Origin of the sequence: Mesorhizobium sp. KACC 23794 (genome assembly GCF_052180275.1) — a bacterium.
In the GTDB taxonomy this organism is placed as follows: Bacteria; Pseudomonadota; Alphaproteobacteria; order Rhizobiales; family Rhizobiaceae; genus Kumtagia.
In genome coordinates this window covers 5,364,835-5,385,648 of sequence record NZ_CP197465.1, presented here as the reverse complement: position 1 = coordinate 5,385,648, position 20,814 = coordinate 5,364,835, and the positions used below count along the sequence as shown (strand labels likewise).

Genomic DNA, 20,814 nt, shown 5'->3' with positions numbered 1-20,814 from the left:
CGCCCCGAGATGAGACGACTGGCATGACGGCACCGCAACCTCCCTCTCTGGCGCTGTATCGACCTGAATGGCGGGCCTTGGCGTTGGGTCTTGCGGTCAATCATCTGATGACGAAGCCCTCATTTATGAGGATGCGTTTCGGAGAGCTGTCGCAGCTATTGGCTGGGATCGTTAATCGCGACCAATACTTTTTCGTGGTTGATCAGACCCGTCAAATTCAAGGGTTTGCGGGATGGGCACTGACCAGCCGCAGCAATGCAGAAGACTGGCTTGGCGGGCGACGCGCATTGGCGTCCAAAGATTGCATCGCGGGTGAATGCATTGTCATGAACGCCTGGTCCGCAAACACTATGACAACACATCGCTACATGGTACGAGAGGCGAGAAAGGTCTTGGGGGACAAGGACGCCATTTTCTTCAGGCGTTTCTACGGGGATGGCAGGATGCGCCCGGTTCGCATCAGCAAGCACGGACTTTCTCTTTAACGAGAACACGCCTTTTGTGGGTGATGTGCCTCGCCGTCGGCGGCTGCAACTCCCCGTCTGTATTCCAGCCCATTTTCGGATGAGAGATCGAACGCGCGGTTCGACAAGAGCGAGGCGACGGGGATAATGACAGAGTTTGTCGGGACGACAGGTGTCGATAAGGCCGACGCTACGGACTCTGTCCTTAGCGGTTTTACCGGGGGCACGATCGCCGATTTGATCGATGCCAACGGCGACGTCTTTCGGGGGCTCGAGGGCGACGACGCTATCGAGAGCGGCGCCGGCATTGATACTCTCTACGGCGGCGCCGGCAATGACCTCCTGAACGGTGGCGCTGGCTCTGACGAACTTGTCGGCGGTATCGGCGACGACAGCTACGAAGTCGACAGCTTGGGCGATACCATCATTGAAGGAACGGATGAAGGAACAGATTCTATTTTTGCCGTCCTGACGGATTATCTTGCCTATTCTCTCGCGTCACTGCCCACAGTTGAAAATTTAACTGTTGGCGCACTGAGTGAAATGGATGGGGTCGCTGCGGCCGGGACAGGCAACGACCTTGACAACGTTTTGACTGAGCGATGTGTGGGAGGAGTGGTCACTCTCTCCGGGGGGATTGGAAACGACACATTCTTGGGAGGGTACGGGCAAGACTTATGTTATGGGGGTGTAGGAGATGATGTTTATGTCTTCGAAGAAGGCATCAAAGGAACCGGTCTCGCAATCAGCGTTTTCGAAAATGCAAATGAAGGAATTGATACACAGCTTTACGTTAACTTAAACTTTGAACGGGCTGATCTCGCCGACAATGTCGAGAATCTGTTGCTTCAGGATAACAGGGCTCTTGGGCAATTTAGTGGAAACTCGCTGGATAATTTGATAAATGTAGAAATAGCCCAAATCTATGATACAAGCGTGCCAGCATTGTTCAATACAATTCGGGGCTTTGCGGGCAACGATAAGATTGTCGGCAGCCGTCTTGTCGATCATATATCTGGCGACGCGGGAAACGACATCCTTGATGGTGGCGGGGGTGCGGACGAAATGTCGGGTGGAGACGACGACGACATCTTCTACGTAGACGATGCCGGCGACAAGGTAATCGAAGCATCCGGCGGCGGCAACGATCGCGTCGCGGCACAGGCCAGCTTCGCGCTCGACGCCGGCCAGGAAATCGAACTGCTGACGACCACCAACTCCAACGCGGTGCGCTCCATCGACATCAGGGGCAATGAGCTTGCCCAAACCATCGTCGGCAATAACGGCAACAACTGGCTGCACGATGGCGGAGTAGGCGGGGCCGATACGCTGGCGGGTCGTGGTGGCAACGATTATTACACGGTCTACAATTCCCTCGCGGTGATCATCGAAGGCGGGGGCCAGGGCGACCTCGACCGCGTCGCGGCAGGTGTGGATTATACGCTCGGGGCTGGTGTTGCGGTCGAGTCCCTTCGCACCACCAGCCAGCACGCCACATACGCCATCAACCTGACCGGTAACGAGTTCAGCCAGCAGATAATCGGCAGTGATGGCGACAACCGGATCGACGGCAAGGGCGGCAGCGATACTATCCAGACAGGCCTCGGCAGCGACACGGTGATGTTCTCAACCGTGCTTGGCGCGGGCAACATCGACAAGATCGCCGACTTCGACGTTGCCAACGATCGAATAGCACTGGACGACGCAATCTTCACCGCGCTTGGTCTTGGGGCGCTCGATGCATCGGCCTTCAAGGACAATTTCCTGTCGCCAAGAGATGCCGACGACCACATTATCTACAACTCCAACACCGGGTCGTTGTTCTACGATGCGGATGGGCTTGGCGGGACGGCGGCGATCAAGTTCGCGTTGCTGGCGACGGGGCTGGCTCTGACCGCGGCCGATTTCGTGGTCGTTTGAGGCAGTTCGCTCCCGCCGCGATGCCACAGCACTTTACCGACATGGCCAGCGCAGTCGCCCCGGCCATGTCGAAAAAATCCTGCTGGTTCGCATCGGGAACGGGGCTCAGAACAAAGACCCTTGCCCGCCCGGCGCAGGCTTCTTGTCGGAAGTTTTAGCCCGCGAAGGCCTTGCAGCCGGCGCATCCCCCGAAGTCGCCACCGCCTGGGCCTCGCCGTCGGCGAAGCGCAGCGACAGCGCCGCGCCGGACAACACTTCCGCCGCGCGCCTGATCACCGCGCCGTCGCTGTCCAGCACCAGCGCATAGCCGCGGTCGAGGATCGCCTGGTCGGAAAGTTTCAGCGTCGACAGCAGCCTGTCCGCCTGGTTCAGCTTGGCGCGGGCGCGTTCGAGCTGCACGGTCATCGCCTTGTCGTGACGGCTGGCGAAGGCTGAAAAAGCCTGCCGGGCCAAGGTGTTGCTGCGTGCGATGGGCGCCGGCGTCACCCTCGCCGCGGCCCGGGAAAAGTCGATTCGCCGCTGGCGGAGCAAGCTCCGAAACGCCGCGAACGCGCGTGAAAAGTCGCGGTCCAGATGTCTTCTGGTCTCGCCGATCCGCCTGGACAGCGTCGCCGGCGTCAGCCGGATGGCGGCGAGCCTCGCCCGCTTGCGGTCGGTGCTGACCGTAAGCGCCCGGCCGAGCCGGCTGGTCGCCTCGTCGAAATGCCGGCGCGGCAGCGCCAGAAGCTGGTCGGGCGAGGGCAGGGCGCGCGACGCCGCCCGCAGCGCCGTTCGCTTGCGCTCCGTCGAGCGGGCTACGCAGCCGCGCAACCGGACGGCAAGGTTGGCGAGCCGCGCCGCGAGCTCGTCGCGCACCGGCACGGCAATCTCGGCCGCGCCGGTCGGCGTCGGCGCGCGCACGTCGGCGGCAAGGTCGATCAGCGTCCAGTCGGTTTCGTGGCCGACCGCCGAAATCACCGGCAGGTCGGATGCCGCCACCGCGCGCGCCAAAGCCTCGTCGTTGAAGCCCCACAGGTCTTCCAGGCTCCCGCCGCCGCGCGCCACGATGATCAGGTCGGGGCGCGGGATCGGCCCGCCCAGCGGCAGGGCGTTGAACCCCTGCACCGCATTGGTCACCTCGGCGGCGCAACTATCCCCTTGCACGCGCACCGGCCAGACCAGGACATGCAGCGGGAACCGGTCTTTTATGCGGTGGACGATGTCGCGGATGACCGCACCGGTCGGCGACGTCACCACGCCGATGACGCGGGGCATATGGGGCAGAAGCTGTTTTCTCGCCGGGTCGAACAGGCCTTCCGCCGCCAGCCGCCGCTTGCGTTCCTCCAGCAGCGCCATCAGGGCGCCGGCGCCCGCCGGCTCCAGGTTTTCGATGACGATCTGGTATTTCGACGAGCCGGGATAGGTGGTCAGCTTGCCGGTGGCTATCACCTCCATCCCCTCCTCGGGACGGAATTTGAGGCGGCTCATCGTGCCTTTCCAGATGACCGCCTCCAGCCGGGCGCGGTCGTCCTTCAGGCTGAAATAGGCGTGGCCCGACGAATGCGGCCCGCGATAGCCGGAAATCTCGCCGCGCACCCGTACATTGCCGAACGCATCCTCGACGGTGCGCTTCAGCGCATTCGATATCTCGCTGACCGTGAATTCGGCGGCGTTGGTTTTCGATTCGCTCAAAAGGTCTTCCATCGAAAGATTGATCCGCTTTCGCGCGCCGGGGTCAAGGGCCTGGCCGCCCGCTCCCGCGCCGATTGCCCGAACTTCGCTGCTGTCGGCAGATCACGACCATCCGCCTGGCGCAGGGAATCTTAACGGAGGGGATGGCGACACGTAATCGCTCGGCAGCCATCCTTGTCAGGTTCGAGCGATTGCCCCGAACTCCCTTGAACCGGCTGAACAAGCTCGTCGCTTCGCAGCATTGTCTCGGCTATGACTGTTTTGGGCGAAGGGAGAAAACCGTGTCCGCCAACAGTCTCGCAGCGCGCTTGCAGGGCATCGTCGCCTCTTATGTGAAGACGGGCGTCAGCAGCGTCGACGGCAAGCGCCGCCGCGGCCGCGAGATCGTCAACTTCGTGGCGCTGGCGACGGTCGTCTCCAACACCGGTTTCGCCATCCTGTTTTCACTGCTGGATTTCCGCGGCTTCCTGCCGTTCGTGCTGACCCTGCTCTTCTTCTCCCTCGTCTGGCTGGCGACGCCGCTGCTGCACCGCTTCGGCGAACTGGCGGCCGGCACCTATCTGTGGGCGACGGCCATGGCCGGCGACGCGGCCTATGCCTGGATCGCCGGCACCGACGCCGGCTTCCAGTATTTCCTGCTTGCCGGCCCGGCGACGCTGGTCATGGTGATGGGCTCGCGCCGGCTGAAACTTGTCGCTTTCTATTTCTCGATCCTGCTCCTGGTTTTTGCCGCGATCGAACTGACGTTCCCGGCAAAATCCGCCTACATGACCATGTCGGAGGGCATGACCACCTTCTCCTTCCTGCTGTCGGTGTGCATGTCCGCCGCCTTCAACCTGCTTGCCGCGCTCTACACCTTCCGCCGCGCCGAGGAATATGAGGACGCCTTCGAGGCCGAGCACGAGCGCTCCGAAAAGCTGCTGCTCAACCTGATGCCGGCCTCCATCGCCGAGCGGTTGAAGCACGACCCCGACGGGCTGATCGCCGACGACCTGCCGTCGGTGACCATCCTGTTCGCCGATATCGTCGGCTTCACCGCGCGCGCCGCCGCGCTGCCGGCGGGGCGGCTGGTGCGTTTCCTCAACCGCATCTTCCTCGAATTCGACCGGCTGGCCGAGGAGCATGGGCTGGAGAAGATCAAGACGATCGGCGACGCCTACATGGTGGCTGGCGGCATGCCCGAGCCGCGCCCGGACCATGCCGGCGCGGTGGCCGCGATGGCGCTCGACATGCTCGACGTGATGCGCAAGGTGTCGGAGGAATATGGCGAGGATGTCGCCGTGCGCATCGGCATCCACAGCGGCCCGGCGGTGGCCGGCGTCATCGGCGAACGCAAGCAGTTCTACGATGTCTGGGGCGACACGGTGAACGTCGCCGCCCGCATGGAATCGCATGGCGAGCCGGGCTGGATCCAGGTCAGCGCCGAGGCCAGGCAGGCGATCGGCCCGGCCTTCGGTTTCGTCGAGCGCGGCATCGTCGAGGTCAAGGGCAAGGGGCCGATGGAACTGTTTTTCCTCGCCCCCCGCACCGATGGTTTCGCCGCGCCGCCTCTCGGCCCGTCGGCTTTCGCCCCGTAGCGCCGAACCCCGGCCCTACAGGATACTCTCTACCATCCGGAGAGAACTGAGTTGGGCTTCGTGCGCTTGACGCGCGCAAAGGCCATGGCCGCGAAATCGAACGAGCCGTTCTCCTCGATTGCCGGCACGGAAATATTGTCGAGGCTTTCGGAAATATGACGGGCAAGCGCGTCGACGAGGTCCGGGCGCGTGGTGTGGCCGCGCATGATGCCGATCTTGCATTCGGGCAGGGCGCCGAATCCGTCGGCCTCGCCAAGCACGCGCATGCCAGGCCTGAGCGCACATTCCGGCAGCACCGAGATCGCAAGGCCGGACAGCACCGCCGCCGTGATGACGGTCGCCGAGAAACTGGAGAACAGCACCCGGTATTCGCGGTTCATGTCGTCGAGCAGGTCGCAGGCGGCGCGCCGCCAGATGCAGGTCGGCCGGCCGAATGCCATCGGCAGGATTTCCTGCTCATGCGTCGCGTGGTTGGCCGAACTGACCCACAGCAGCGGCTCGCGCCGCACCACCTCCGACTGCCCGCGCGTGTCATTGTGGGTGACCAGCGCCAGGTCGAGATTGCCGCGCTTGATGTGCTCGGCCAGCCCCGGCGTCGGCTCGCAGATCACGGTCAACTCCACCTTCGGGTTGGAACGCGAGAACCGCGCCATGATCTCGGGCAGGAAGCGGTCGGCATAGTCGTCGGGCGTGCCGATGCGGATGACGCCTTCAAGCCGCGCGTCGTCGAAGGCCGACAGCGTCTCGCGGTTGAGATGGATCATGCGGCGGGCATAGCCGAGCAGCCGCTCGCCCTCCTCCGAAAGCTTGTTGAGCCGCCCCTCCTTCTCGAACAGCGGCTTGCCGATCCGTTCCTCCAGCCGCCGCATCTGCATCGACACCGCCGACTGCGTGCGATGAACCTCGTCGGCGGCGCGTGTAAAGCTGCCGGTGTCGGCGATCATGATGAAGGTCTGCAACTGATCGAGGTCGAGCGGCGCTTTCATCGACGTCATCCATCACTGTTGTTGATCCTAAAGATTAAAAACATTCGTTGGATTAATCAATCTCCTTATGGGATTGTGAGGGTGTCCACGAAAGCGGCTGAAAGCTGACACGGCGGGAATGGGTCCCGCCGCATCGATCGCGCGCGGATGTAAGGAGACTGCCATGGCTGCCCTCGATTTTGCTCCCGAGACCACGAGGATCACGCGCAGTCCGTCCGCCTTGGCGCTCGGGTTCAACGCCGTCTCGAAATTCTACAATGCCTGGCGAAACCGCCGCGCCTTCTATCGCCTCGGCGAGATGACCGATGCGGAGCTTCGCGATATCGGCCTGACCCGCGCCGACCTGCATGTCGCCGTGGCCGTGCCGTTCGGCGTCGACCCGACGACGCGCCTGCGCGGCCTCGTCGAATCCCGCGGCGAGCATCTCTGAGCCGCCGGATTCACTCAAACGCCTTTTCAGCAGGCGCTCCCCCTTCCCGGCACACCCCGCCGGATGCCTGCATGCTGCCCGGTCCGCCCCACGGACCGGGCATTTTCCATTCCGGGTGGCGTGACCGGCTTCAGCCGGCCGTTGCCTCGATCATCAGGACGTCGAGCAGGAACGAGCCGTCGGCCTCGATGGCGAAATAGGCCCTGGTCTCGGCCGACGCCGCCGATTGCAGGATGCGGATCGCCCGCGCATTCTCGTCGGGCGTCCGCATGCGGGCGGTCCATGTCGGAAAATCCATGCGAAGCCGCCAGGTCCGGCAGCCGGCAAGCGCGAAGCCCGCGCGCCCCAGCGCGCCGATCCATTCCGCGGCCGTGTAGTCGCGCACATGCGAGGTGTCGCGCAGCAGTTCCACAGCTTGCAGATGGGTGTCGAACAGCGCCTGCCCGGATGCGAATGCATCGATAAACACCGCGCGACCGCCGGACTTGAGGACACGGCGCGCCTGGCGCAGCCCGCCCACGAAATCCCGCCAGTGATGGGCCGAATAGCGGCACCCGAGGAAATCGAAGCTGGCATCGTCGAAAGGCAGCTTCTCGGCCGGAGCCTGCACGGTCTCGATGTTGCCCAGCCCTTTCTGCAGGGCCGTCGCCCTGACCGCCGCCAGCATCTCGCTCGACAGGTCCGCGGCGGTGACGCGCGCGGCATGCCGCGCCATCACATAGGAGACGTGACCGCCGCCGGCGCCGAGGTCGAGCGCATGCGGGGGACGCGCCGCCTGGACGATGCCGTCTAGCGCTTCCAGGTCCGCTCCCTGGGCGTGAACGGCGCTTTCGACATAGGCTCTTGCGCGCGGGCCGAACTGCGCTTCGACGGCCTTCTCGTGGACTTTGTTCATGATCGCTTCCCTTTCGGCGATCACATTGCGCCGTATTTAACCTGTTACAAGGCAGAATGTTATTCTAGTATAAAAGATACCATGCTCGAATCCGATCAGAGGCGCCTTCTGGGGGAATTTGTCCGCGCTCATCGCGAGCGCCTGCCGCAGCAAGGCGTGGCGCGGCGGCGACGAACGCCGGGCTTGCGTCGCGAGGAGCTTGCGGCGCGCGCCGGCATCAGCGCGACCTGGTGCGCCTGGATCGAGCAGGGCCGCGACGTCAGCGCCTCCCCGGAGGCGCTCGGCCGGCTGGCGGAGGCGCTTGAATTGTCGCCTCCCGAACGCTCCTATCTGTTCGAGCTTGCCGGGCGCCTCGATCCGCGCTTGCCGCCGGACGCGCGGGCCGGAGCGCCGACCGCCTTGCTGGCGGCCGTGGCCACCGTCGACCATCCCGCCTACGGGCTCGATCTCGTCTGGAATGCCTGCTGCTGGAACGCCGCCGCCGCCCGCCTGTTCGCCGGCTGGCTCGACGGCCCGGAACGCAACCTGTTGCGCTTCGTTTTCCTGGATCCCGCCGCCCGAAGTTTGATCCCGGAGTGGCAGGAGCGGGCACGCCGGCTGCTGGCGGAGTTCCGTGCCGACTACGGCCACGGTTTTCGCGACGGTCGTGTGCGCGCGCTGGTCGAGTCGCTGCGCGTCGAAAGCGACCTGTTCGCAGCCGCCTGGGACGAGCAGGGCGTACGCCACCGCGACGGCGGCCTGCGCGTCTTCGATCACCCGCGCGACGGGCGGCTGACCTTCGCGCAGCACACCTTCAACCCCGCGGAACGCCCCGACTACAAGCTGGTGATGCTGGTTCCGCAAGGCCGTTGAACGCCACGCCGGGACGCGTGATGGTCGGCCTGCCTGAGGCGCGTCTTTTACCGCTGCCGGTCCATGCCTCGCTTGAACTGCTCGAAGATCGACTCGACGCCCTTCTGATAATCGTGGCGCTGTTTCGCGCCCGTCTCGAACATCTTTCCAAAAATGTCGTCGTAGGGATTGCTCGGCCGGCCGCTCGGATTGGCGCGCGGCTGCGGCGCAGGATCGGGCTCCAATGGTGTATGGGAAGCGCTTCCGGCGGGGCCGCTCTATGAGTTCTTCGGCTCGAGAACATCGCCAGCGCGAGGGGGCTCGTTTCCGGCCTCGTCGAGGAAACGCAGGAACACCTCACGATCACCGCGCGCCGCCCGGGCACGGAAAAATGCTTCGGTCTCCAATGCCGAAAGCTTTTCGGCGACCGCGACATTGATGAACTGATTGAGGCTCGTGCCCTCCGCCGCCGCCAGACGCTCGGCAGCGCTTTTCAGCGAAGGCTGAAGACGAAGCGCGTAGTTGGCCTTGCTCATTGAAGTCTCCTCATCAATTCAGCGGAGGTGATGATCTCGACGCCAAAACGCCCTGCTGGCATGAAGTGCCCGACATTGAAGGTCACAATGCAGTCCGCTCGACCATTGATTGCCGTTTCCAGCACCATCTCGTCCGCCACATCGCCAAGCTGTGGCCGCCATAGATAATGCAACTTCACCGGTTTGATCAGACCTGCCAGGTAGTCAAGGAATCCCGCGACGGCATGGGTGGTCAGTCCCGTTGCGAGCAGATGTTCCGGTCGCGTTAAAACAGCCTCATATTCCAGAAACAGCGGGACGCTTGCCAACATCTGGAATGCGTTCCTGTCCGCTGCCCGAAGAAGCGCGTTTGACGCACCAGCCTGACTTCGCCTTGCGGAAATCAGAATGTTGGTATCGACAACCACTCGAACCATTCCCTACGATATCATATCGCGGGGAATATACAAGTTCACCTGTGTGTCAGCGTCCCCGGTCCATGCCTTTCTTGAACTGGTCGAAGATAGACTCGACGCCCTTCTGATAATCGTCGCGCTGTTTCGCGCCGGTCTCGAACATTTTTCCGAAAATGTCGTCATAGGGATTGCTCGGCCGGCCGCTCGGATTGGCGCGCGGCTGCGGCGCAGGATCGGGCTCCGGTGCAGGCGCCTGCGGGCTCTGCGCGCCGCCCAGCATGTCCTGGAGAATCTTGCCCCACGGATTGTCGCCCATCGGGTTGTTAGGCGCCTGCCGGGGTTGCTGCTGCTGGGGTTGCGATTGCGGCTGCTGGGCGCCACCGCCGAGCATGTCTTCCAGCATCTTGCCGAACGGATTGTCACCCGTCGGATTGGGGGCCTGCCGGGACTGTGGCTGCTGCGCGCCGCCGCCCAGCATGTCTTCGATCATCTTGCCGAGCGGATTGTCACCCGCCGGGTTGGGTGACTGCCCGGACTGCGGCTGGCGGCCGCTGCCGCCGAACATGTCCTGCAAGATCTTTCCAAACGGATTATCCAATGGATTCTGGGGCGCCTGGCGCGGCTGCCCGCCTCCGCCACCTTGGCGCATCATCTGCTCGATGATCTCGCCGAGCGGATTGCCCCCGCCGCCAAAACCGCCGGCCTGCGCGCCAAGCTGGTTCGTCGACTGCTTGAACAGGCCGCCCATGACCATCGAGGCGATGACCGGCAGCATCTGCTTCAGCACGTCCTGGCCGATGCCGGTGGCCTGCGCCGCCTGGCTCGCGACTGCACGTGAAAGGTCCTTGGAACCAAAGAGTTGGCCAAGAATGTCGTTGCCTTCCGCCATGCCTTGCGGCGAGAAGGCGGCCTGCGGGTTGTCGAAATATTTGGCGTGTTGGCTGTTCGCCAGTGTGCTCATGAAGTTGGCTATGCCGTAAGGGTCGGAGGTGTTGCGTCTCAGCCCCTGGCTGAACGCCGGCATCAGCGCCTCCACCGCCTGCTGCGCCTGCTGCTGGGAAAGGCCGAACTGGCGGGCGAGCTGGTCGATGCCCTGGCCGTTCTGCGATTGGTTGAGCATGTCGAACAGGTTGAGCATGGCGGTTCCCTCCTCCTGAAAGGTTGTTGCAAGGCTAGCCGAAACTTGTCCGTGCTGCCACAGACATGTTGGCGGTTGCCCGGTTCGGCGCGTGGCATTATATATGACTACTCTGGTCATAAGGAGGCGGCATGAAAGAACTGCAGCTAAAGGATGCGAAAGCGCGGTTTTCGCAGGTCGTCGACGAGGCCGTGGCGGGTGAGACGTCGGTAATCACACGGCACGGCCGCAGGCAGGCCGTGGTGATGGGCTGGGAAGAATATGAACGGCTGAGCAAGGTGCCGTCGCTCGGCTGGCTGCTTGCCAATTCTCCCTTGGAAGATGAGGATTTGGTCGAACGGAGGCCGGCCCGCGCCTTGGGCGAAAATCCCTTCTGATCATGTATCTCCTCGACACCAACGTCGTCGCCGCCATCTCGCCACGGGCGCAACGGTTTCCGGCCGACGATCTGGTCGCGGCCTGGATCGAGTCGAACTCCGACGAACTCTGGCTGTCCGTCATAACGGCAGCCGAGATCGAGGACGGGATTGCGAAAGCCTCTCGAACCGGCGCGACGCGCAAGGCGCAAGACCTTTCGGAATGGTGGCAGGCGATCGCGCATTACTACGCGAACCGCATCCTGCCCGTCGATCTGGAGGCAGCAAGCATCGCCGGCAGGTTGATGGACGTTGCACGCGCCGCCGGCATCAGTCCGGGCTTCGAGGACATCGCCATCGCCGCGACCGCGAAGTGTCACGGGCTGACGGTGCTTACCCGCAACGTCAAGGATTTCAGGCCGCTCGGCGTTGCCTTTATCGATCCGTTCGAGGGGTTGCCCTGATCGGGCGTTCAACCCGGCGATAAAAGCCGCCGCCGGTCTCGTTCAATACGCATACTCCAAAACGCCGGCTCGGCGCGTTGAGCGCGGCCTCCGGGATTGCATCCTTGGAATAAAACAGGCATGCCCGCGGAAGTATTGGGTGTGGCCATGGAAGAGATCGTCGAATCTAAAAAATCCGTCCGCAAGCGCGCCGACGAAATCCGCTCGTTTCGCTGCAAGAACCTGATCGCCGTCCTTGAGCACCCGACCGATATCAAGAACATCGGAACGGTTGTCCGCAACGTGAATGCGCTGGGCGTAGAGAAGGTCTATGTCGTCGATCCTCGCCATTCTCTCCCCGACGACTGGCAGGACCTGCGCGAGAAACGGTCGATCTCGAAAACCTCCGTCTCGGCGGTGAAATGGACGTTCGTGAGGCGCTTCGACAGTACCGACGCGTGTTTCGACCACCTCGAAAAGAAGGGGTTCACGTCGATCGTCACGTCGCCGCATGTGAAAGGCAAAGCCAGCATTTTCCTTCACGAAGGCGACTATACCGCCCACACCAAACTCGCGGTCTGGTTCGGCAGCGAAGCGATAGGGATCAGCGATCGCGCCGTGGAAAGAAGCGAGATGTGCGTCTCAATTCCGATGTTCGGAATGATCGAGAGCCTGAACCTCGGGACAAGCTCGGGGATCGTTCTGTACGAAGTCGCAAAGCAGAGGCGCGAATATCAAAGCAAATACAGGTGGCGCAACAAAAAGGGCGAGCGCTCGAAACCGTTGCCGACCATAATCACCCCGGCCGCCCTAATCGACCAAAATCCGCCGGGCGAGGGCGCCCCAAATTCGGCAACCGACGCGCCCTAATAAGCATACTCCAGAAACGCCGGCTCGATCGAGCCGCCCCAGCGCGTGTGGTAGGCGCTGAGCATCTCGTCGGCGCTGGTGGTGCCGCGTGCCACCACCTCGTCCAGCGTCGACAGGAACGTGCTCTCGTCATAGCCGTCGCGGTTTTTGCGCCCGCGGCCCCTTAGACCCTCGCGCGAGATGTCGAGCACCTCGCGGCCGATATCGCGCAGGCTCTTTCCCCGGAACGTCGCGGCGATGCCTTCGGCCGGCACGGCGGCGCGCATGTCGCGCACCTCCTCGAATGTCCAGTCGGCGGTTAGCGTCTCGGCGGCGTCGAGTGCCGCCTCGTCATAGAGCAGCCCGACCCAGAAGGCCGGCAGCGCGCAGATGCGCCGCCACGGACCGCCGTCGGCCCCGCGCATTTCGAGGAAGCGCTTCAGCCGCACGTCGGGGAACAGCGTCGACAAATGGTTCGTCCAGTCGCCCATGGTCGGCACGCCGTCGGGGATGGAATTGTGCGCGGCGCCGTCCATGAACTGGCGGAAGGTGATGTGCGTCATGTCCTGGTAGCGGCCGTCGCGGATGACGAAATACATCGGCACGTCGAGCGCCCATTCGACATAGTCGGCAAACCCGAAGGTTTCGGAAAAACAGATCGGCAGCAGGCCGGAGCGCTGGTTGTCGGTGTCCGTCCAGATCTCGCCGCGCCAGGATTTCAGCCCGTTCGGCCGGCCTTCGGTGAAGGGCGAGTTGGCGAACAGCGCGGTCGCAAGCGGCTGCAGCTTCAGCGACACCTGCATCTTGCGCCGCATGTCCGCTTCGCTCTCGAAGTCGAGATTCACCTGGATCGTGCAGGTGCGGTACATCATGTCGAGTCCCTTGGTGCCGACCTTCGGCATGTAGCGGGTCATGATCTCGTAGCGCGATTTCGGCATTTTCGGCGTTTCGCCGAGCGTCCATTTCGGGCTGCCGCCGAGGCCGAGGAAGCGTATGCCGAGCGGTTCGGCGATCTCGCGCAACTGCGCCAGATGCGCGTTGCCCTCGCGGCAGGTCTGGTGGATCGTCTCCAGCGGCGCGCCGGAAAGCTCGAACTGTCCGCCGGGCTCAAGCGAGATGGCGCCCTGGCCGGTCGGCTCGACCAGGCCGATGATGCGACCTTCGTCGAGGATGGGTTCCCAGCCAAGCGTGCGCTGCATGCCTTCAAGCAGGGCGCGGATGCCGCGCTCGCCGCCATAGGGCACGGGCGCGTGGCCGTCGACATAGAAGGGGAATTTTTCGTGCTCGGTGCCGATCCGCCATTTGTCGCGCGGCTTGTTGCCGGCCGCGAGATAGTCGACGAGTTCGTCCTTGCTTTCGATCGGCCGGAAGTCGGTGGTGTCGCGGGCCATGCTGGTCGTCTCCGGCGGCCCTATGGCCGCGCGGCTTGATGGCCGAATTTGCCATGGCCGATCAAGCGAAAAATCCTGACCCGTTTGTCAGGAGAGTTGATTGTCCTATACCCCAACGGAGCCTCTCCGGGGAAAAGCGTTCGGTTTTCCGCAGCCGCGTGCTAATCGCCTTGATTGAACAGGGCAGAAGGATCGCCGCTGACCATCGGCGCAAAGAAGGTGAGCCGCACCGCGTCCATCAGCAGCAGCGGCGGCGCCATTTCGGTAGCGAGTTCGATGATCCGGTCCTGCAGCTCGGAGACCTTCTCAGGGTTGGAGCCGGACAGGTCATCGGCTTCGGATTGATCCTTCGCCAGGTCGAACAACTCGATCTTTGGCGGGAGCGCGGCTTTCCACACGAGTTTCCAGTCGCCGCGCCGCACCGCGCCCGCCATCGGATCGACGTTGTAGACCAGTTCGGTGCGTGGAGACGGCTTGCTTTCGGCAATCGCCTGCCAGACGTCCATGCCGTCCAGCGGCTTGTTTCTGCCCAGCGGCGCGCCGGCAAGTCCGGCGATCGTGGGATACATGTCGACGACATGCATCATCCCGCCGGCCACCCCCTGATTTATCTTGCCGGGCCAGTTGACCAGTGCCGCAACGCGCGTGCCGCCTTCATACAACGTGCCCTTGCCGTCCCGGTACGGGTCGTTGTCGGCTGGAAGTCCGCCCGAGACCTTTGAATCGCCGGCAAAAAGCGAGCTTTTCACACCGCCATTGTCGCTCTGGAAGATGATGAGGGTGTTGTCGCGCATGCCGCGCGCCGTCAGGGTCTCGACCAGTCTGCCGATGCCGTCGTCCATGACCGATATCATGGCGGCATAGGTTCGGCGATTTTCGTCGGGGATGTGCTTGAAACGATCGAGATAGTCCTGCGGCGCCTGGAACGGCGTGTGCGGGGCGGTAAAGGCGAGATAGAGGAACAGCGGCTTTTCCTGGTCGTGAGTGGTGACCACCCGCACCGCCTCGTCGCCGAACAGGGTGTTATCAAAACCTTCCTCTTCCAGCGGCGTGTTGTCGCGATACCAGTCGGGCACGCCGTGCGAAGCATGCTTGAAATGGTCGATTTCGCCGACCAGCGCCCCATAGAAGCTGTCGAACCCGCGCTGCCGAGGCCAGTATTCGGCCTTGGCATGGCCGAGATGCCATTTGCCGACCATCGCCGTCCTGTAGCCGGCATCTTTCAGAAGCTGCGGAAGAAGGTATTCGTCCGTCGGCAGGCCATAGGCGCCGGCGCCGGGGATCACGCCGGTCTGAAGGCCGTAGCGCAGCGGATAACGGCCGGTCATCAGCGCGGCGCGCGTGGGCGTGCACATCGGCTGCGCATAAAACTGGTCCAGCGGCGCACCTTCCGCCGCCAGCCTGTCGAGATGCGGCGTAGCGATATCCGATCCGTGAAAGCCGACATCTGCCCAGCCCAGGTCGTCGGCGACGATGTAGACGATGTTGGGACGAGACGGCTCAGCCACCGCCTGCCCAGCGCCAGCGGTTCCCGCGACCAAGGCGGAAAGCCCTGCGGTCCCTGCTATGCGCAATCCTGCAATCGCCGCGCTGCCTTTAAGGACATCGCGGCGCGTAACGTCGGCATTGTCCGTCGTCGACGGTTCGATAGTGGCCGTGCTCAAGATTCTTTCCCCCTGGACGACCAGGTCCGCCAGTGGGTGCAGGCGGCTTATCTGCTTGTCGGCCGGATTTATCGAGCAGAAGATCGCCGGAAACAAGGCCGGAAAAGCATGTATTCGCAGCAACGATCAAGGTTTGGCGCTGTCTGAAGCGTCGCGGGCCGCAGGACGCTTTCCACCCTTGTATTGAGCGCCGACGCTCTTGAATTCTGTGAGCCCGATCGCTACAAGAGCGCCACCAGACCGGGCCCCTCTGACAGCTCTCTCAGCTGTGATGTCGGACTGGAAGTCCAACCGGGGTCTGGTGTTCGTGGAATTCAGCTGACGACAGCCTGTCTTTTTTATCCGGGGCGAAACGCCGCCGGAGCCGCTGCCCGCTGCTCTTCACTCATGCCGGCACCCCCATTTTTTGAAAATGGGTGCCAAAAATGATGGAATATTTCACCGCGGACGCACTGTCCGCGCTTCTCCAGGTCATCATGATCGACCTGGTGCTGGCCGGCGACAATGCGATCGTCATCGGCCTTGCCGCCGCCGGCCTGCCGAAGGAGCAGCGGGGCAAGGCGATCCTGATCGGCATTATCGCCGCCACCGTGCTGCGCATCGGCTTTGCCGCTGCCACCACGCAGCTCTTGCAGATCGTGGGTCTTCTGCTGGCGGGCGGCGTGCTGCTGCTGTGGGTCTGCTGGAAGATGTGGCGCGAACTTCGCACCTCGCATGCCGAGGAGGTCGAGGGCGCCGAGGCGCTTGAAGGCAAGGACTTGAACAAGGACGGGACGGTGGCCGGCGGCGCGCCGAAAAAGACGTTCGCGCAGGCCGCCTGGCAGATCGTCATCGCCGACGTGTCGATGTCGCTCGACAACGTGCTGGCCGTAGCGGGTGCTGCGCGCGAGCATCCGGAGATCCTGGTGTTCGGCCTGATCCTGTCGATCGCCCTGATGGGCATTGCCGCAAGCTTCATCGCCCGCCTGCTGCAGCGCCACCGCTGGATCGCCTATGTCGGCCTGGTCATCATCCTCTACGTGTCGGTCGAAATGATCTGGCGCGGCGGCCATGAGGTACTGGCGGTCATGAACGGCTAAGCTGGAAGCCATGCGGCGGTCCTTTTCCGGGCCGCCGCAAGGCTGTTACCAATCCCCGATCGTCGCCTGCACCAGCGCGAGGGCCGCCACCCCCGCTGTGTCGGCGCGCAGGATGCGTGGGCCGAGCGGGATCGCGGTCACGAAGGGCAGGGCGCGCAGCATCTTGCGCTCGTCGTCGGAAAAGCCGCCCTCCGGGCCGATCAGCAAGCCGAGCTTTTTCTCGGTGACCGCCTGCAATGCGGGCAGGGGATTGTTGGTCGAAGAATCCTCGTCGCAGAAGATCAGCCGCCGGTGCTTGTCCCAGCCGGCCAGCAGCCGGTCGAGTTTCTGTGCTTCGGCGACTTCGGGCACGGCAAGCACGCCGCATTGCTCGGCAGCCTCGATCGCATTCGCCAGAAGCCGGTCGATGCCGGGTTTGGCCACCTGCGTGTGCTGGGTGACGACGGGTTGCAGCAGCCCGGCGCCCATCTCCACCGCCTTCTGCACGAGATAGTCGAGCCGCCCCTGCTTCAGCGGCGCGAAGCAATAGACCAGATCCGGCATCGGCGGCTGCGGGCGCGTCTGCGCGACAGGCCTCAGCCGCGCCGCCTTCTTCGACGCCGCCTCCACTGTCGCCCGCCACTCGCCGTCGCGGCCGTTGAACACCAGCACCTCGCCGCCCTCGGCCATGCGCAGGACATTGAGCAGATAGTGGCTGTGCTCCCGCCCGGCATCGAAGGCGCCGCCGGCCACAAGGTCGTCGGTGACGAAAAGCCGCTGCATCTTGTAATTGGCACGCATGGCCGAGGAATGCGGCAGGGCGGGATGCGGGTCAAGGGGCCGGCGCGACCGCATTCGTCGTGCCGCAACAGGCGGATGACAGTGCGGACACCGGATGCCAGCCGTTTCCCGTTGTTCTGGCTGCGAGTTCTGCGCTCCAAAGTTGGGGCCTTCAATCAAAAAAAATTGAACGACGTTCATTTTCTGTCTTGAACGTCGTTCATGGTTATGTAGGATGCATCTCGTGAACAGTGTTCATGAGGAGCAAACGGCATGTGGAAGCAGCTATTCGCGCTGGCAAGGGGCACGACGCATGAGGCCGGGCAAAACATCGTCGACCGCAATGCGCTGATCATCCTGCGCCAGCAGATCCGTGACTGCGCCGAGGCGATCGCCGCGGCGCGCAAGGCGATTGCCATCGCGGTCGCCCAGAACGAGCAGGAGGCCCAGCAATACGGAAAACTGGTGGCGCGCATCGAGAACCTCGAATCCCGCACCGTCGCGGCGCTCGACCAGGGCAGGAACGAGCTTGCCCGCGAGGCGGCCGAGGCGATTGGCCTTCTGGAGGCGGAGCGCACCGCGTCGGAGGAAGCGCAGAAGAATTTCGGCAGCGAGATCGCCCGGCTGAAGCGCATCGTCACCGCTTCCGAGGTCCGGCTGCGCGACCTTCAGCGCGGCCAGCGCATCGCCTCGGCGGCGGACAAGACGCAGCGCCTGCGCGAGACCGGCCCGGGCACGGCCTTGTCCAGCCTGCGCGACGCCGAGGAAACGCTGTCGCGACTGCGGGCGCGGCAGACGCAAATCGACGCGGCGGCCAATGCGCTGGATGGGATGGAGCAGTTCGGCGATCCCGCCATGCTGACCGAGAAGCTGGCCGCCGCGGGCTGCGGCGCGCCGCTCAGGACCAGCGCCGACGCCGTCCTCGAAAGGCTGGCGAAACGCATGAACGGCGCGGCCGGCGAGCGCCCGGAATCTTGAGCCCAACCCGACCGATCAACCGAGAGGAGCCACGAAAATGTCCGTCAATTCCTACACCCCAAAAGACTCCAGCGCCTGGAAGACTTTTACCATGCTGAGTTTTGGCGTTGCCGCCGCGATGATGGCCAGCGGCATCTACTTCCTCGAGGCCAGTTTCGCCGCCAAGGGTTTTTACGCGATGGCCGCGATCATGCTGGTGCACACCTCGGTCACCATCACCAAGACGCTGCGCGATGCGGAAGAGGCTTCGCGCTTCATCAACCGGGTCGAGGACGCCAAGACCGAGCGCCTGCTGATGGACATCCAGCGCGGCGACGGCGCGTGAGGCAGTGCTTGCAGAAATCGGCGCAATCGGACTCTCGCTATGCTGTGGGCGGGGCCCGGATTGGTTCGGCGAGTTGGGATAGTTCGAGGTGCTACGCTCCCCGAAAAATCAGCGACTGGTGCGTTCCGGCGCCGCCCATTGCGCCATCGCCGACCGCCAGCGCGACGTTGCCCGCGCCGCGCGCCGCGTCGCCGACGGCGAAGACGCCGGTTACCGTCGTTTCCTTGACGGCGTCGGTCCGGATGAACGGTCCCATCGGGCCGTCTTCCAGCGCACAGCCGAGCTGCTCCACGAGCGTGCCGGCCGGGCGGGTGCGGGTGGCGGTGAACAGGCCGGCGACCGGCACGATGCGTCCGCCGGCGAGTTCGACATCGGCGCCGCCGGAAATGCCGACCACCTTGCCACGTTCGACGGTCACGTTCCGCCGCTTCAAATCGTCGAGGCGATCCTCGTCCAGATCGAAGGCGTCGTTGACGAAAAACGTCGTCCTTCCCCAGTCCGGCAGCATCATCGCGTGGTGCATCGAGGCCGCCGACACGCCGAGCACGCCAATCGGCCCGTTCCCCAGCTCGTAGCCGTGGCAATACGGGCAGTGGAACACTTTTTTGCCCCAGCGCTCGGCAAGACCGGGGATTTCCGGCAGCTCGTCGCTCACCCCGATCGCCAGCACGATACGCCTTGCCTCCAAGCTCTCGCCGTCCTCGGTCTCCACCGCAAATACCGGCCCTGTTGCCTCCGCGGTCTTCGCCATACCGTCGATCCAGTCGACCGTCGGATAGGCCATGAGCTGCGCTCTGGCATCGGCGACGATGTCGCCGGGCGCGCGGCCATCCTGCCCGAGGAACCCGTGCGAGGCAGCGGCGAAGCGGTTGCGGCGCTGGCCGCCGTCGATTACCAGCACTTTGCGCCGCGCGCGGGCGAGCTGCAGCGCGGCGGAAAGGCCGGCATAGCTGCCGCCAATGACGATCGCATCGAACATCAAGCTTTCTCCTGTCCGGGAAACCTGTGGGCAGCGGCGTGGCGGGAAAAATCCTCGGCCAGCGCGGCCAGCGTCACGGTGCCGAGGCGGCCGATCAGCAGCGACTCCGCCTCTGCGAAGGCGGGCTTCAGCGCCCGGTTCACCGCCTGCTCGACCAGGCAGGATGGGCTTTCCAGATGGATGCCGATCGCCAGCAGGGTCGGCGCGCCCAGCGCGTCGTAGACGTCCTTCAGCGTCACCGCCGACAGGTCGCAGGCGATCTCCCAGCCGCCGCCATGGCCCTTTTCGGAGCTGACGAAACCGGCCTCGCGCAGCCCCGCCATGGTGCGGCGAACGACGACCGGATTGGTGCCCATGCAGGCGGCCAGTTCGCCCGAGGTCATCGGCCGCTCGTGTTCCGCCATGTGCAGCAGCGCGTGCAGCGTTGCCGAAAGCCTGCTGTCATGTCTCATGTAACTTCATATGATACATGAAGCGGCAGGCGTCAAGCCGGACAGTTCGGGCGGCCTATAATCTCCTGGCTCCCCACAGCGGCTCGTATCCGCGCCGCAGGGCGGCCACCGTCGCCGGCGGGGTGAGCAGCAGAGGTGTGCCGAGCGTTTCAAGCAGGCTCGCATCGGCGTAGCCCTCGAACGACCAGCGCAGCGCCCGTCCCTCGCGCACTGCGAATGCCCGTCCGTCCACGCCGACCATCGTCCCATCCGGCAATCCGGCCGCCTCGTCCGCCGTCAGCCGCCCCGGCTTCCCGCCCGATGCCAGCCGCTCCGCATGCAGGATCGCGTCGATCTCAGTCACTTTCGGCCGCGCAAGCCCGTTCCCGGCGGCGAAACAGTCGGAGAATTCCGTCGCCCGCTCGCGCCGGCAGTAGAAGCAGGGGCGGTGGCCGGCAGCCAGCGCCGTCACCTCGTCGAGGAAGAAAAGCTCCGTCCAGCCGGCATTGCCGGAGGGTGCGTTGCGGCCCATCACTTCGCGCTTGCGGCCGCGAAAATCGCATTCGCAGATCAGCCACGCCTTTGTCGTCCAGCGGCGGCTGAGCAGCGTCTTCGTCGCCGGGTCGTGGATGACGCCGCGGTTTCCCGTGAACAGGCCGCGCGCCGCCACCGCATGGATCTCGCCGAACGGGTCGACGCGGTTCTGCAGCGGCATGG

At 64.0% G+C, this 20,814-nt stretch carries 23 protein-coding genes and 1 pseudogene; 11 read left to right on the top strand and 13 right to left on the bottom strand.

The features are described 5' to 3' along the window. The first annotated feature begins 23 nt into the window (after positions 1-23). Both ACSBOB_RS26415 and ACSBOB_RS26410 read left to right on the top strand, forming a co-directional pair. Positions 24-485 carry a toxin-activating lysine-acyltransferase gene (locus ACSBOB_RS26415; protein ID WP_442579022.1) on the top strand — a complete coding sequence of 154 codons (462 nt, stop codon included), beginning with the start codon at positions 24-26 and terminating at the stop codon, positions 483-485. A gap of 126 nt (positions 486-611) precedes the next feature. Then, positions 612-2,384: a calcium-binding protein gene (locus ACSBOB_RS26410; protein WP_442579021.1), complete on the top strand. Its 1,773-nt coding sequence runs from the start codon at positions 612-614 to the stop codon at positions 2,382-2,384. A gap of 105 nt (positions 2,385-2,489) precedes the next feature. Here ACSBOB_RS26410 and xseA read toward each other — a convergent pair whose 3' ends face one another. Further along, positions 2,490-4,067, bottom strand: coding sequence for an exodeoxyribonuclease VII large subunit (xseA, locus tag ACSBOB_RS26405; protein ID WP_442579020.1), 1,578 nt, complete (start codon positions 4,065-4,067; stop codon positions 2,490-2,492). Positions 4,068-4,336: 269 nt separating this feature from the next. Between xseA and ACSBOB_RS26400 the strand changes: the two genes are divergently transcribed. Then, positions 4,337-5,632, top strand: coding sequence for an adenylate/guanylate cyclase domain-containing protein (locus ACSBOB_RS26400; RefSeq protein WP_442579019.1), 1,296 nt, complete (start codon positions 4,337-4,339; stop codon positions 5,630-5,632). Positions 5,633-5,661: 29 nt separating this feature from the next. Here ACSBOB_RS26400 and ACSBOB_RS26395 read toward each other — a convergent pair whose 3' ends face one another. Further along, positions 5,662-6,618 (bottom strand): LysR substrate-binding domain-containing protein, encoded by a 957-nt coding sequence (locus ACSBOB_RS26395; RefSeq protein ID WP_442579018.1) that lies wholly within the window; start codon positions 6,616-6,618, stop codon positions 5,662-5,664. Positions 6,619-6,781: 163 nt separating this feature from the next. Here ACSBOB_RS26395 and ACSBOB_RS26390 point away from each other — a divergent pair, with 163 nt between their 5' ends. After that, entirely contained in the window at positions 6,782-7,048 is a 267-nt protein-coding gene (locus tag ACSBOB_RS26390; RefSeq protein WP_442579017.1) for a DUF1127 domain-containing protein, read from the top strand. 130 nt (positions 7,049-7,178) lie between these two features. Here the strand turns inward: ACSBOB_RS26390 and ACSBOB_RS26385 are convergent, their stop codons facing one another. Further along, the gene (locus ACSBOB_RS26385) at positions 7,179-7,943 is read right to left on the bottom strand and encodes a class I SAM-dependent methyltransferase (protein WP_442579016.1); all 765 of its coding nucleotides are present in this window, start codon (positions 7,941-7,943) and stop codon (positions 7,179-7,181) included. 81 nt (positions 7,944-8,024) lie between these two features. On the opposite strand from ACSBOB_RS26385, the gene ACSBOB_RS26380 reads away from it, so the two are divergent. Beyond that, the gene (locus tag ACSBOB_RS26380; RefSeq protein ID WP_442579015.1) at positions 8,025-8,795 is read left to right on the top strand and encodes a helix-turn-helix domain-containing protein; all 771 of its coding nucleotides are present in this window, start codon (positions 8,025-8,027) and stop codon (positions 8,793-8,795) included. 47 nt (positions 8,796-8,842) lie between these two features. On the opposite strand, the pseudogene ACSBOB_RS26375 reads toward ACSBOB_RS26380, so the two are convergent. The 4 genes and pseudogenes from ACSBOB_RS26375 to ACSBOB_RS26360 all read right to left on the bottom strand — a co-directional run. Further along, positions 8,843-9,007, bottom strand: a pseudogene (locus tag ACSBOB_RS26375) (DUF937 domain-containing protein); the annotation flags it as partial. A 45-nt stretch (positions 9,008-9,052) separates the two neighbouring features. Continuing rightward, a complete protein-coding gene (locus ACSBOB_RS26370) occupies positions 9,053-9,310 on the bottom strand; it encodes a toxin-antitoxin system HicB family antitoxin (RefSeq protein WP_442579014.1) in 258 nt (85 codons plus the stop codon). After that, complete coding sequence (locus ACSBOB_RS26365; RefSeq protein ID WP_442579013.1) at positions 9,307-9,726, bottom strand: putative toxin-antitoxin system toxin component, PIN family; 420 nt, start codon at positions 9,724-9,726, stop codon at positions 9,307-9,309. Before ACSBOB_RS26365 ends, ACSBOB_RS26370 begins: the two co-directional genes overlap by 4 nt. 46 nt (positions 9,727-9,772) lie before the next feature. Further along, complete coding sequence (locus ACSBOB_RS26360; protein WP_442579012.1) at positions 9,773-10,843, bottom strand: DUF937 domain-containing protein; 1,071 nt, start codon at positions 10,841-10,843, stop codon at positions 9,773-9,775. A gap of 131 nt (positions 10,844-10,974) precedes the next feature. Here ACSBOB_RS26360 and ACSBOB_RS26355 point away from each other — a divergent pair, with 131 nt between their 5' ends. The 3 genes from ACSBOB_RS26355 (at position 10,975) to ACSBOB_RS26345 (ending at position 12,512) form a co-directional block, all read left to right on the top strand. Further along, a complete protein-coding gene (locus tag ACSBOB_RS26355) occupies positions 10,975-11,220 on the top strand; it encodes a type II toxin-antitoxin system Phd/YefM family antitoxin (protein ID WP_442579011.1) in 246 nt (81 codons plus the stop codon). Between the two features lie 2 nt (positions 11,221-11,222). Then, positions 11,223-11,663: a type II toxin-antitoxin system VapC family toxin gene (locus ACSBOB_RS26350; RefSeq protein WP_442579010.1), complete on the top strand. Its 441-nt coding sequence runs from the start codon at positions 11,223-11,225 to the stop codon at positions 11,661-11,663. Positions 11,664-11,810: 147 nt separating this feature from the next. Beyond that, positions 11,811-12,512, top strand: a complete 702-nt coding sequence (locus ACSBOB_RS26345; RefSeq protein WP_442579009.1) for a TrmH family RNA methyltransferase — start codon at positions 11,811-11,813, stop codon at positions 12,510-12,512. Here ACSBOB_RS26345 and ACSBOB_RS26340 read toward each other — a convergent pair. Together ACSBOB_RS26340 and ACSBOB_RS26335 are read right to left on the bottom strand one after the other, a co-directional pair. Further along, complete coding sequence (locus tag ACSBOB_RS26340; protein ID WP_442579008.1) at positions 12,509-13,882, bottom strand: glutamate--cysteine ligase; 1,374 nt, start codon at positions 13,880-13,882, stop codon at positions 12,509-12,511. The two genes, ACSBOB_RS26345 and ACSBOB_RS26340, sit on opposite strands and share 4 nt — an antisense overlap. A 161-nt stretch (positions 13,883-14,043) precedes the next feature. Beyond that, positions 14,044-15,546, bottom strand: a complete 1,503-nt coding sequence (locus tag ACSBOB_RS26335) for an arylsulfatase B (protein ID WP_442579007.1) — start codon at positions 15,544-15,546, stop codon at positions 14,044-14,046. 425 nt (positions 15,547-15,971) lie between these two features. Here ACSBOB_RS26335 and ACSBOB_RS26330 point away from each other — a divergent pair, with 425 nt between their 5' ends. After that, the gene (locus ACSBOB_RS26330) at positions 15,972-16,625 is read left to right on the top strand and encodes a TerC family protein (protein WP_442579006.1); all 654 of its coding nucleotides are present in this window, start codon (positions 15,972-15,974) and stop codon (positions 16,623-16,625) included. A 45-nt stretch (positions 16,626-16,670) separates the two neighbouring features. Here ACSBOB_RS26330 and ACSBOB_RS26325 read toward each other — a convergent pair whose 3' ends face one another. Then, entirely contained in the window at positions 16,671-17,405 is a 735-nt protein-coding gene (locus ACSBOB_RS26325) for a 16S rRNA (uracil(1498)-N(3))-methyltransferase (protein WP_442579005.1), read from the bottom strand. A gap of 252 nt (positions 17,406-17,657) precedes the next feature. On the opposite strand from ACSBOB_RS26325, the gene ACSBOB_RS26320 reads away from it, so the two are divergent. After that, a complete protein-coding gene (locus tag ACSBOB_RS26320) occupies positions 17,658-18,362 on the top strand; it encodes a PspA/IM30 family protein (RefSeq protein ID WP_442579004.1) in 705 nt (234 codons plus the stop codon). Between the two features lie 37 nt (positions 18,363-18,399). Further along, positions 18,400-18,687 carry a YiaA/YiaB family inner membrane protein gene (locus ACSBOB_RS26315; protein ID WP_442579003.1) on the top strand — a complete coding sequence of 96 codons (288 nt, stop codon included), beginning with the start codon at positions 18,400-18,402 and terminating at the stop codon, positions 18,685-18,687. Positions 18,688-18,778: 91 nt separating this feature from the next. On the opposite strand, the gene ACSBOB_RS26310 is transcribed toward ACSBOB_RS26315, so the two are convergent. Genes ACSBOB_RS26310 through ACSBOB_RS26300 form a run of 3 tightly spaced genes read right to left on the bottom strand, consistent with a single transcriptional unit; the run spans position 18,779 to position 20,812 of the window. Further along, the gene (locus ACSBOB_RS26310) at positions 18,779-19,669 is read right to left on the bottom strand and encodes an NAD(P)/FAD-dependent oxidoreductase (RefSeq protein WP_442579002.1); all 891 of its coding nucleotides are present in this window, start codon (positions 19,667-19,669) and stop codon (positions 18,779-18,781) included. Next, positions 19,666-20,118 (bottom strand): RrF2 family transcriptional regulator, encoded by a 453-nt coding sequence (locus tag ACSBOB_RS26305; RefSeq protein WP_442579001.1) that lies wholly within the window; start codon positions 20,116-20,118, stop codon positions 19,666-19,668. The genes ACSBOB_RS26310 and ACSBOB_RS26305 overlap by 4 nt, the downstream gene beginning before the upstream one ends. 55 nt (positions 20,119-20,173) lie before the next feature. Further along, positions 20,174-20,812 (bottom strand): hypothetical protein, encoded by a 639-nt coding sequence (locus tag ACSBOB_RS26300; RefSeq protein ID WP_442583835.1) that lies wholly within the window; start codon positions 20,810-20,812, stop codon positions 20,174-20,176. Positions 20,813-20,814: the final 2 nt, after the last annotated feature.

What these genes read in the sequence shown, in the direction of transcription:
- ACSBOB_RS26305 (WP_442579001.1), bottom strand. Translation starts at nt 20,118, where the DNA reads ATGAGACATGACAGCAGGCTTTCGGCAACGCTGCACGCGCTGCTGCAC.
- ACSBOB_RS26325 (WP_442579005.1), bottom strand. Translation starts at nt 17,405, where the DNA reads ATGCGTGCCAATTACAAGATGCAGCGGCTTTTCGTCACCGACGACCTT.
- ACSBOB_RS26395 (WP_442579018.1), bottom strand. Translation starts at nt 6,618, where the DNA reads ATGAAAGCGCCGCTCGACCTCGATCAGTTGCAGACCTTCATCATGATC.
- ACSBOB_RS26315 (WP_442579003.1), top strand. Translation starts at nt 18,400, where the DNA reads ATGTCCGTCAATTCCTACACCCCAAAAGACTCCAGCGCCTGGAAGACT.
- ACSBOB_RS26370 (WP_442579014.1), bottom strand. Translation starts at nt 9,310, where the DNA reads ATGAGCAAGGCCAACTACGCGCTTCGTCTTCAGCCTTCGCTGAAAAGC.
- ACSBOB_RS26380 (WP_442579015.1), top strand. Translation starts at nt 8,025, where the DNA reads ATGCTCGAATCCGATCAGAGGCGCCTTCTGGGGGAATTTGTCCGCGCT.
- ACSBOB_RS26390 (WP_442579017.1), top strand. Translation starts at nt 6,782, where the DNA reads ATGGCTGCCCTCGATTTTGCTCCCGAGACCACGAGGATCACGCGCAGT.
- ACSBOB_RS26415 (WP_442579022.1), top strand. Translation starts at nt 24, where the DNA reads ATGACGGCACCGCAACCTCCCTCTCTGGCGCTGTATCGACCTGAATGG.
- ACSBOB_RS26410 (WP_442579021.1), top strand. Translation starts at nt 612, where the DNA reads ATGACAGAGTTTGTCGGGACGACAGGTGTCGATAAGGCCGACGCTACG.
- xseA (WP_442579020.1), bottom strand. Translation starts at nt 4,067, where the DNA reads ATGGAAGACCTTTTGAGCGAATCGAAAACCAACGCCGCCGAATTCACG.
- ACSBOB_RS26355 (WP_442579011.1), top strand. Translation starts at nt 10,975, where the DNA reads ATGAAAGAACTGCAGCTAAAGGATGCGAAAGCGCGGTTTTCGCAGGTC.
- ACSBOB_RS26300 (WP_442583835.1), bottom strand. Translation starts at nt 20,812, where the DNA reads ATGCCGCTGCAGAACCGCGTCGACCCGTTCGGCGAGATCCATGCGGTG.
- ACSBOB_RS26365 (WP_442579013.1), bottom strand. Translation starts at nt 9,726, where the DNA reads ATGGTTCGAGTGGTTGTCGATACCAACATTCTGATTTCCGCAAGGCGA.
- ACSBOB_RS26320 (WP_442579004.1), top strand. Translation starts at nt 17,658, where the DNA reads ATGTGGAAGCAGCTATTCGCGCTGGCAAGGGGCACGACGCATGAGGCC.
- ACSBOB_RS26340 (WP_442579008.1), bottom strand. Translation starts at nt 13,882, where the DNA reads ATGGCCCGCGACACCACCGACTTCCGGCCGATCGAAAGCAAGGACGAA.
- ACSBOB_RS26360 (WP_442579012.1), bottom strand. Translation starts at nt 10,843, where the DNA reads ATGCTCAACCTGTTCGACATGCTCAACCAATCGCAGAACGGCCAGGGC.
- ACSBOB_RS26350 (WP_442579010.1), top strand. Translation starts at nt 11,223, where the DNA reads ATGTATCTCCTCGACACCAACGTCGTCGCCGCCATCTCGCCACGGGCG.
- ACSBOB_RS26345 (WP_442579009.1), top strand. Translation starts at nt 11,811, where the DNA reads ATGGAAGAGATCGTCGAATCTAAAAAATCCGTCCGCAAGCGCGCCGAC.
- ACSBOB_RS26330 (WP_442579006.1), top strand. Translation starts at nt 15,972, where the DNA reads ATGATGGAATATTTCACCGCGGACGCACTGTCCGCGCTTCTCCAGGTC.
- ACSBOB_RS26385 (WP_442579016.1), bottom strand. Translation starts at nt 7,943, where the DNA reads ATGAACAAAGTCCACGAGAAGGCCGTCGAAGCGCAGTTCGGCCCGCGC.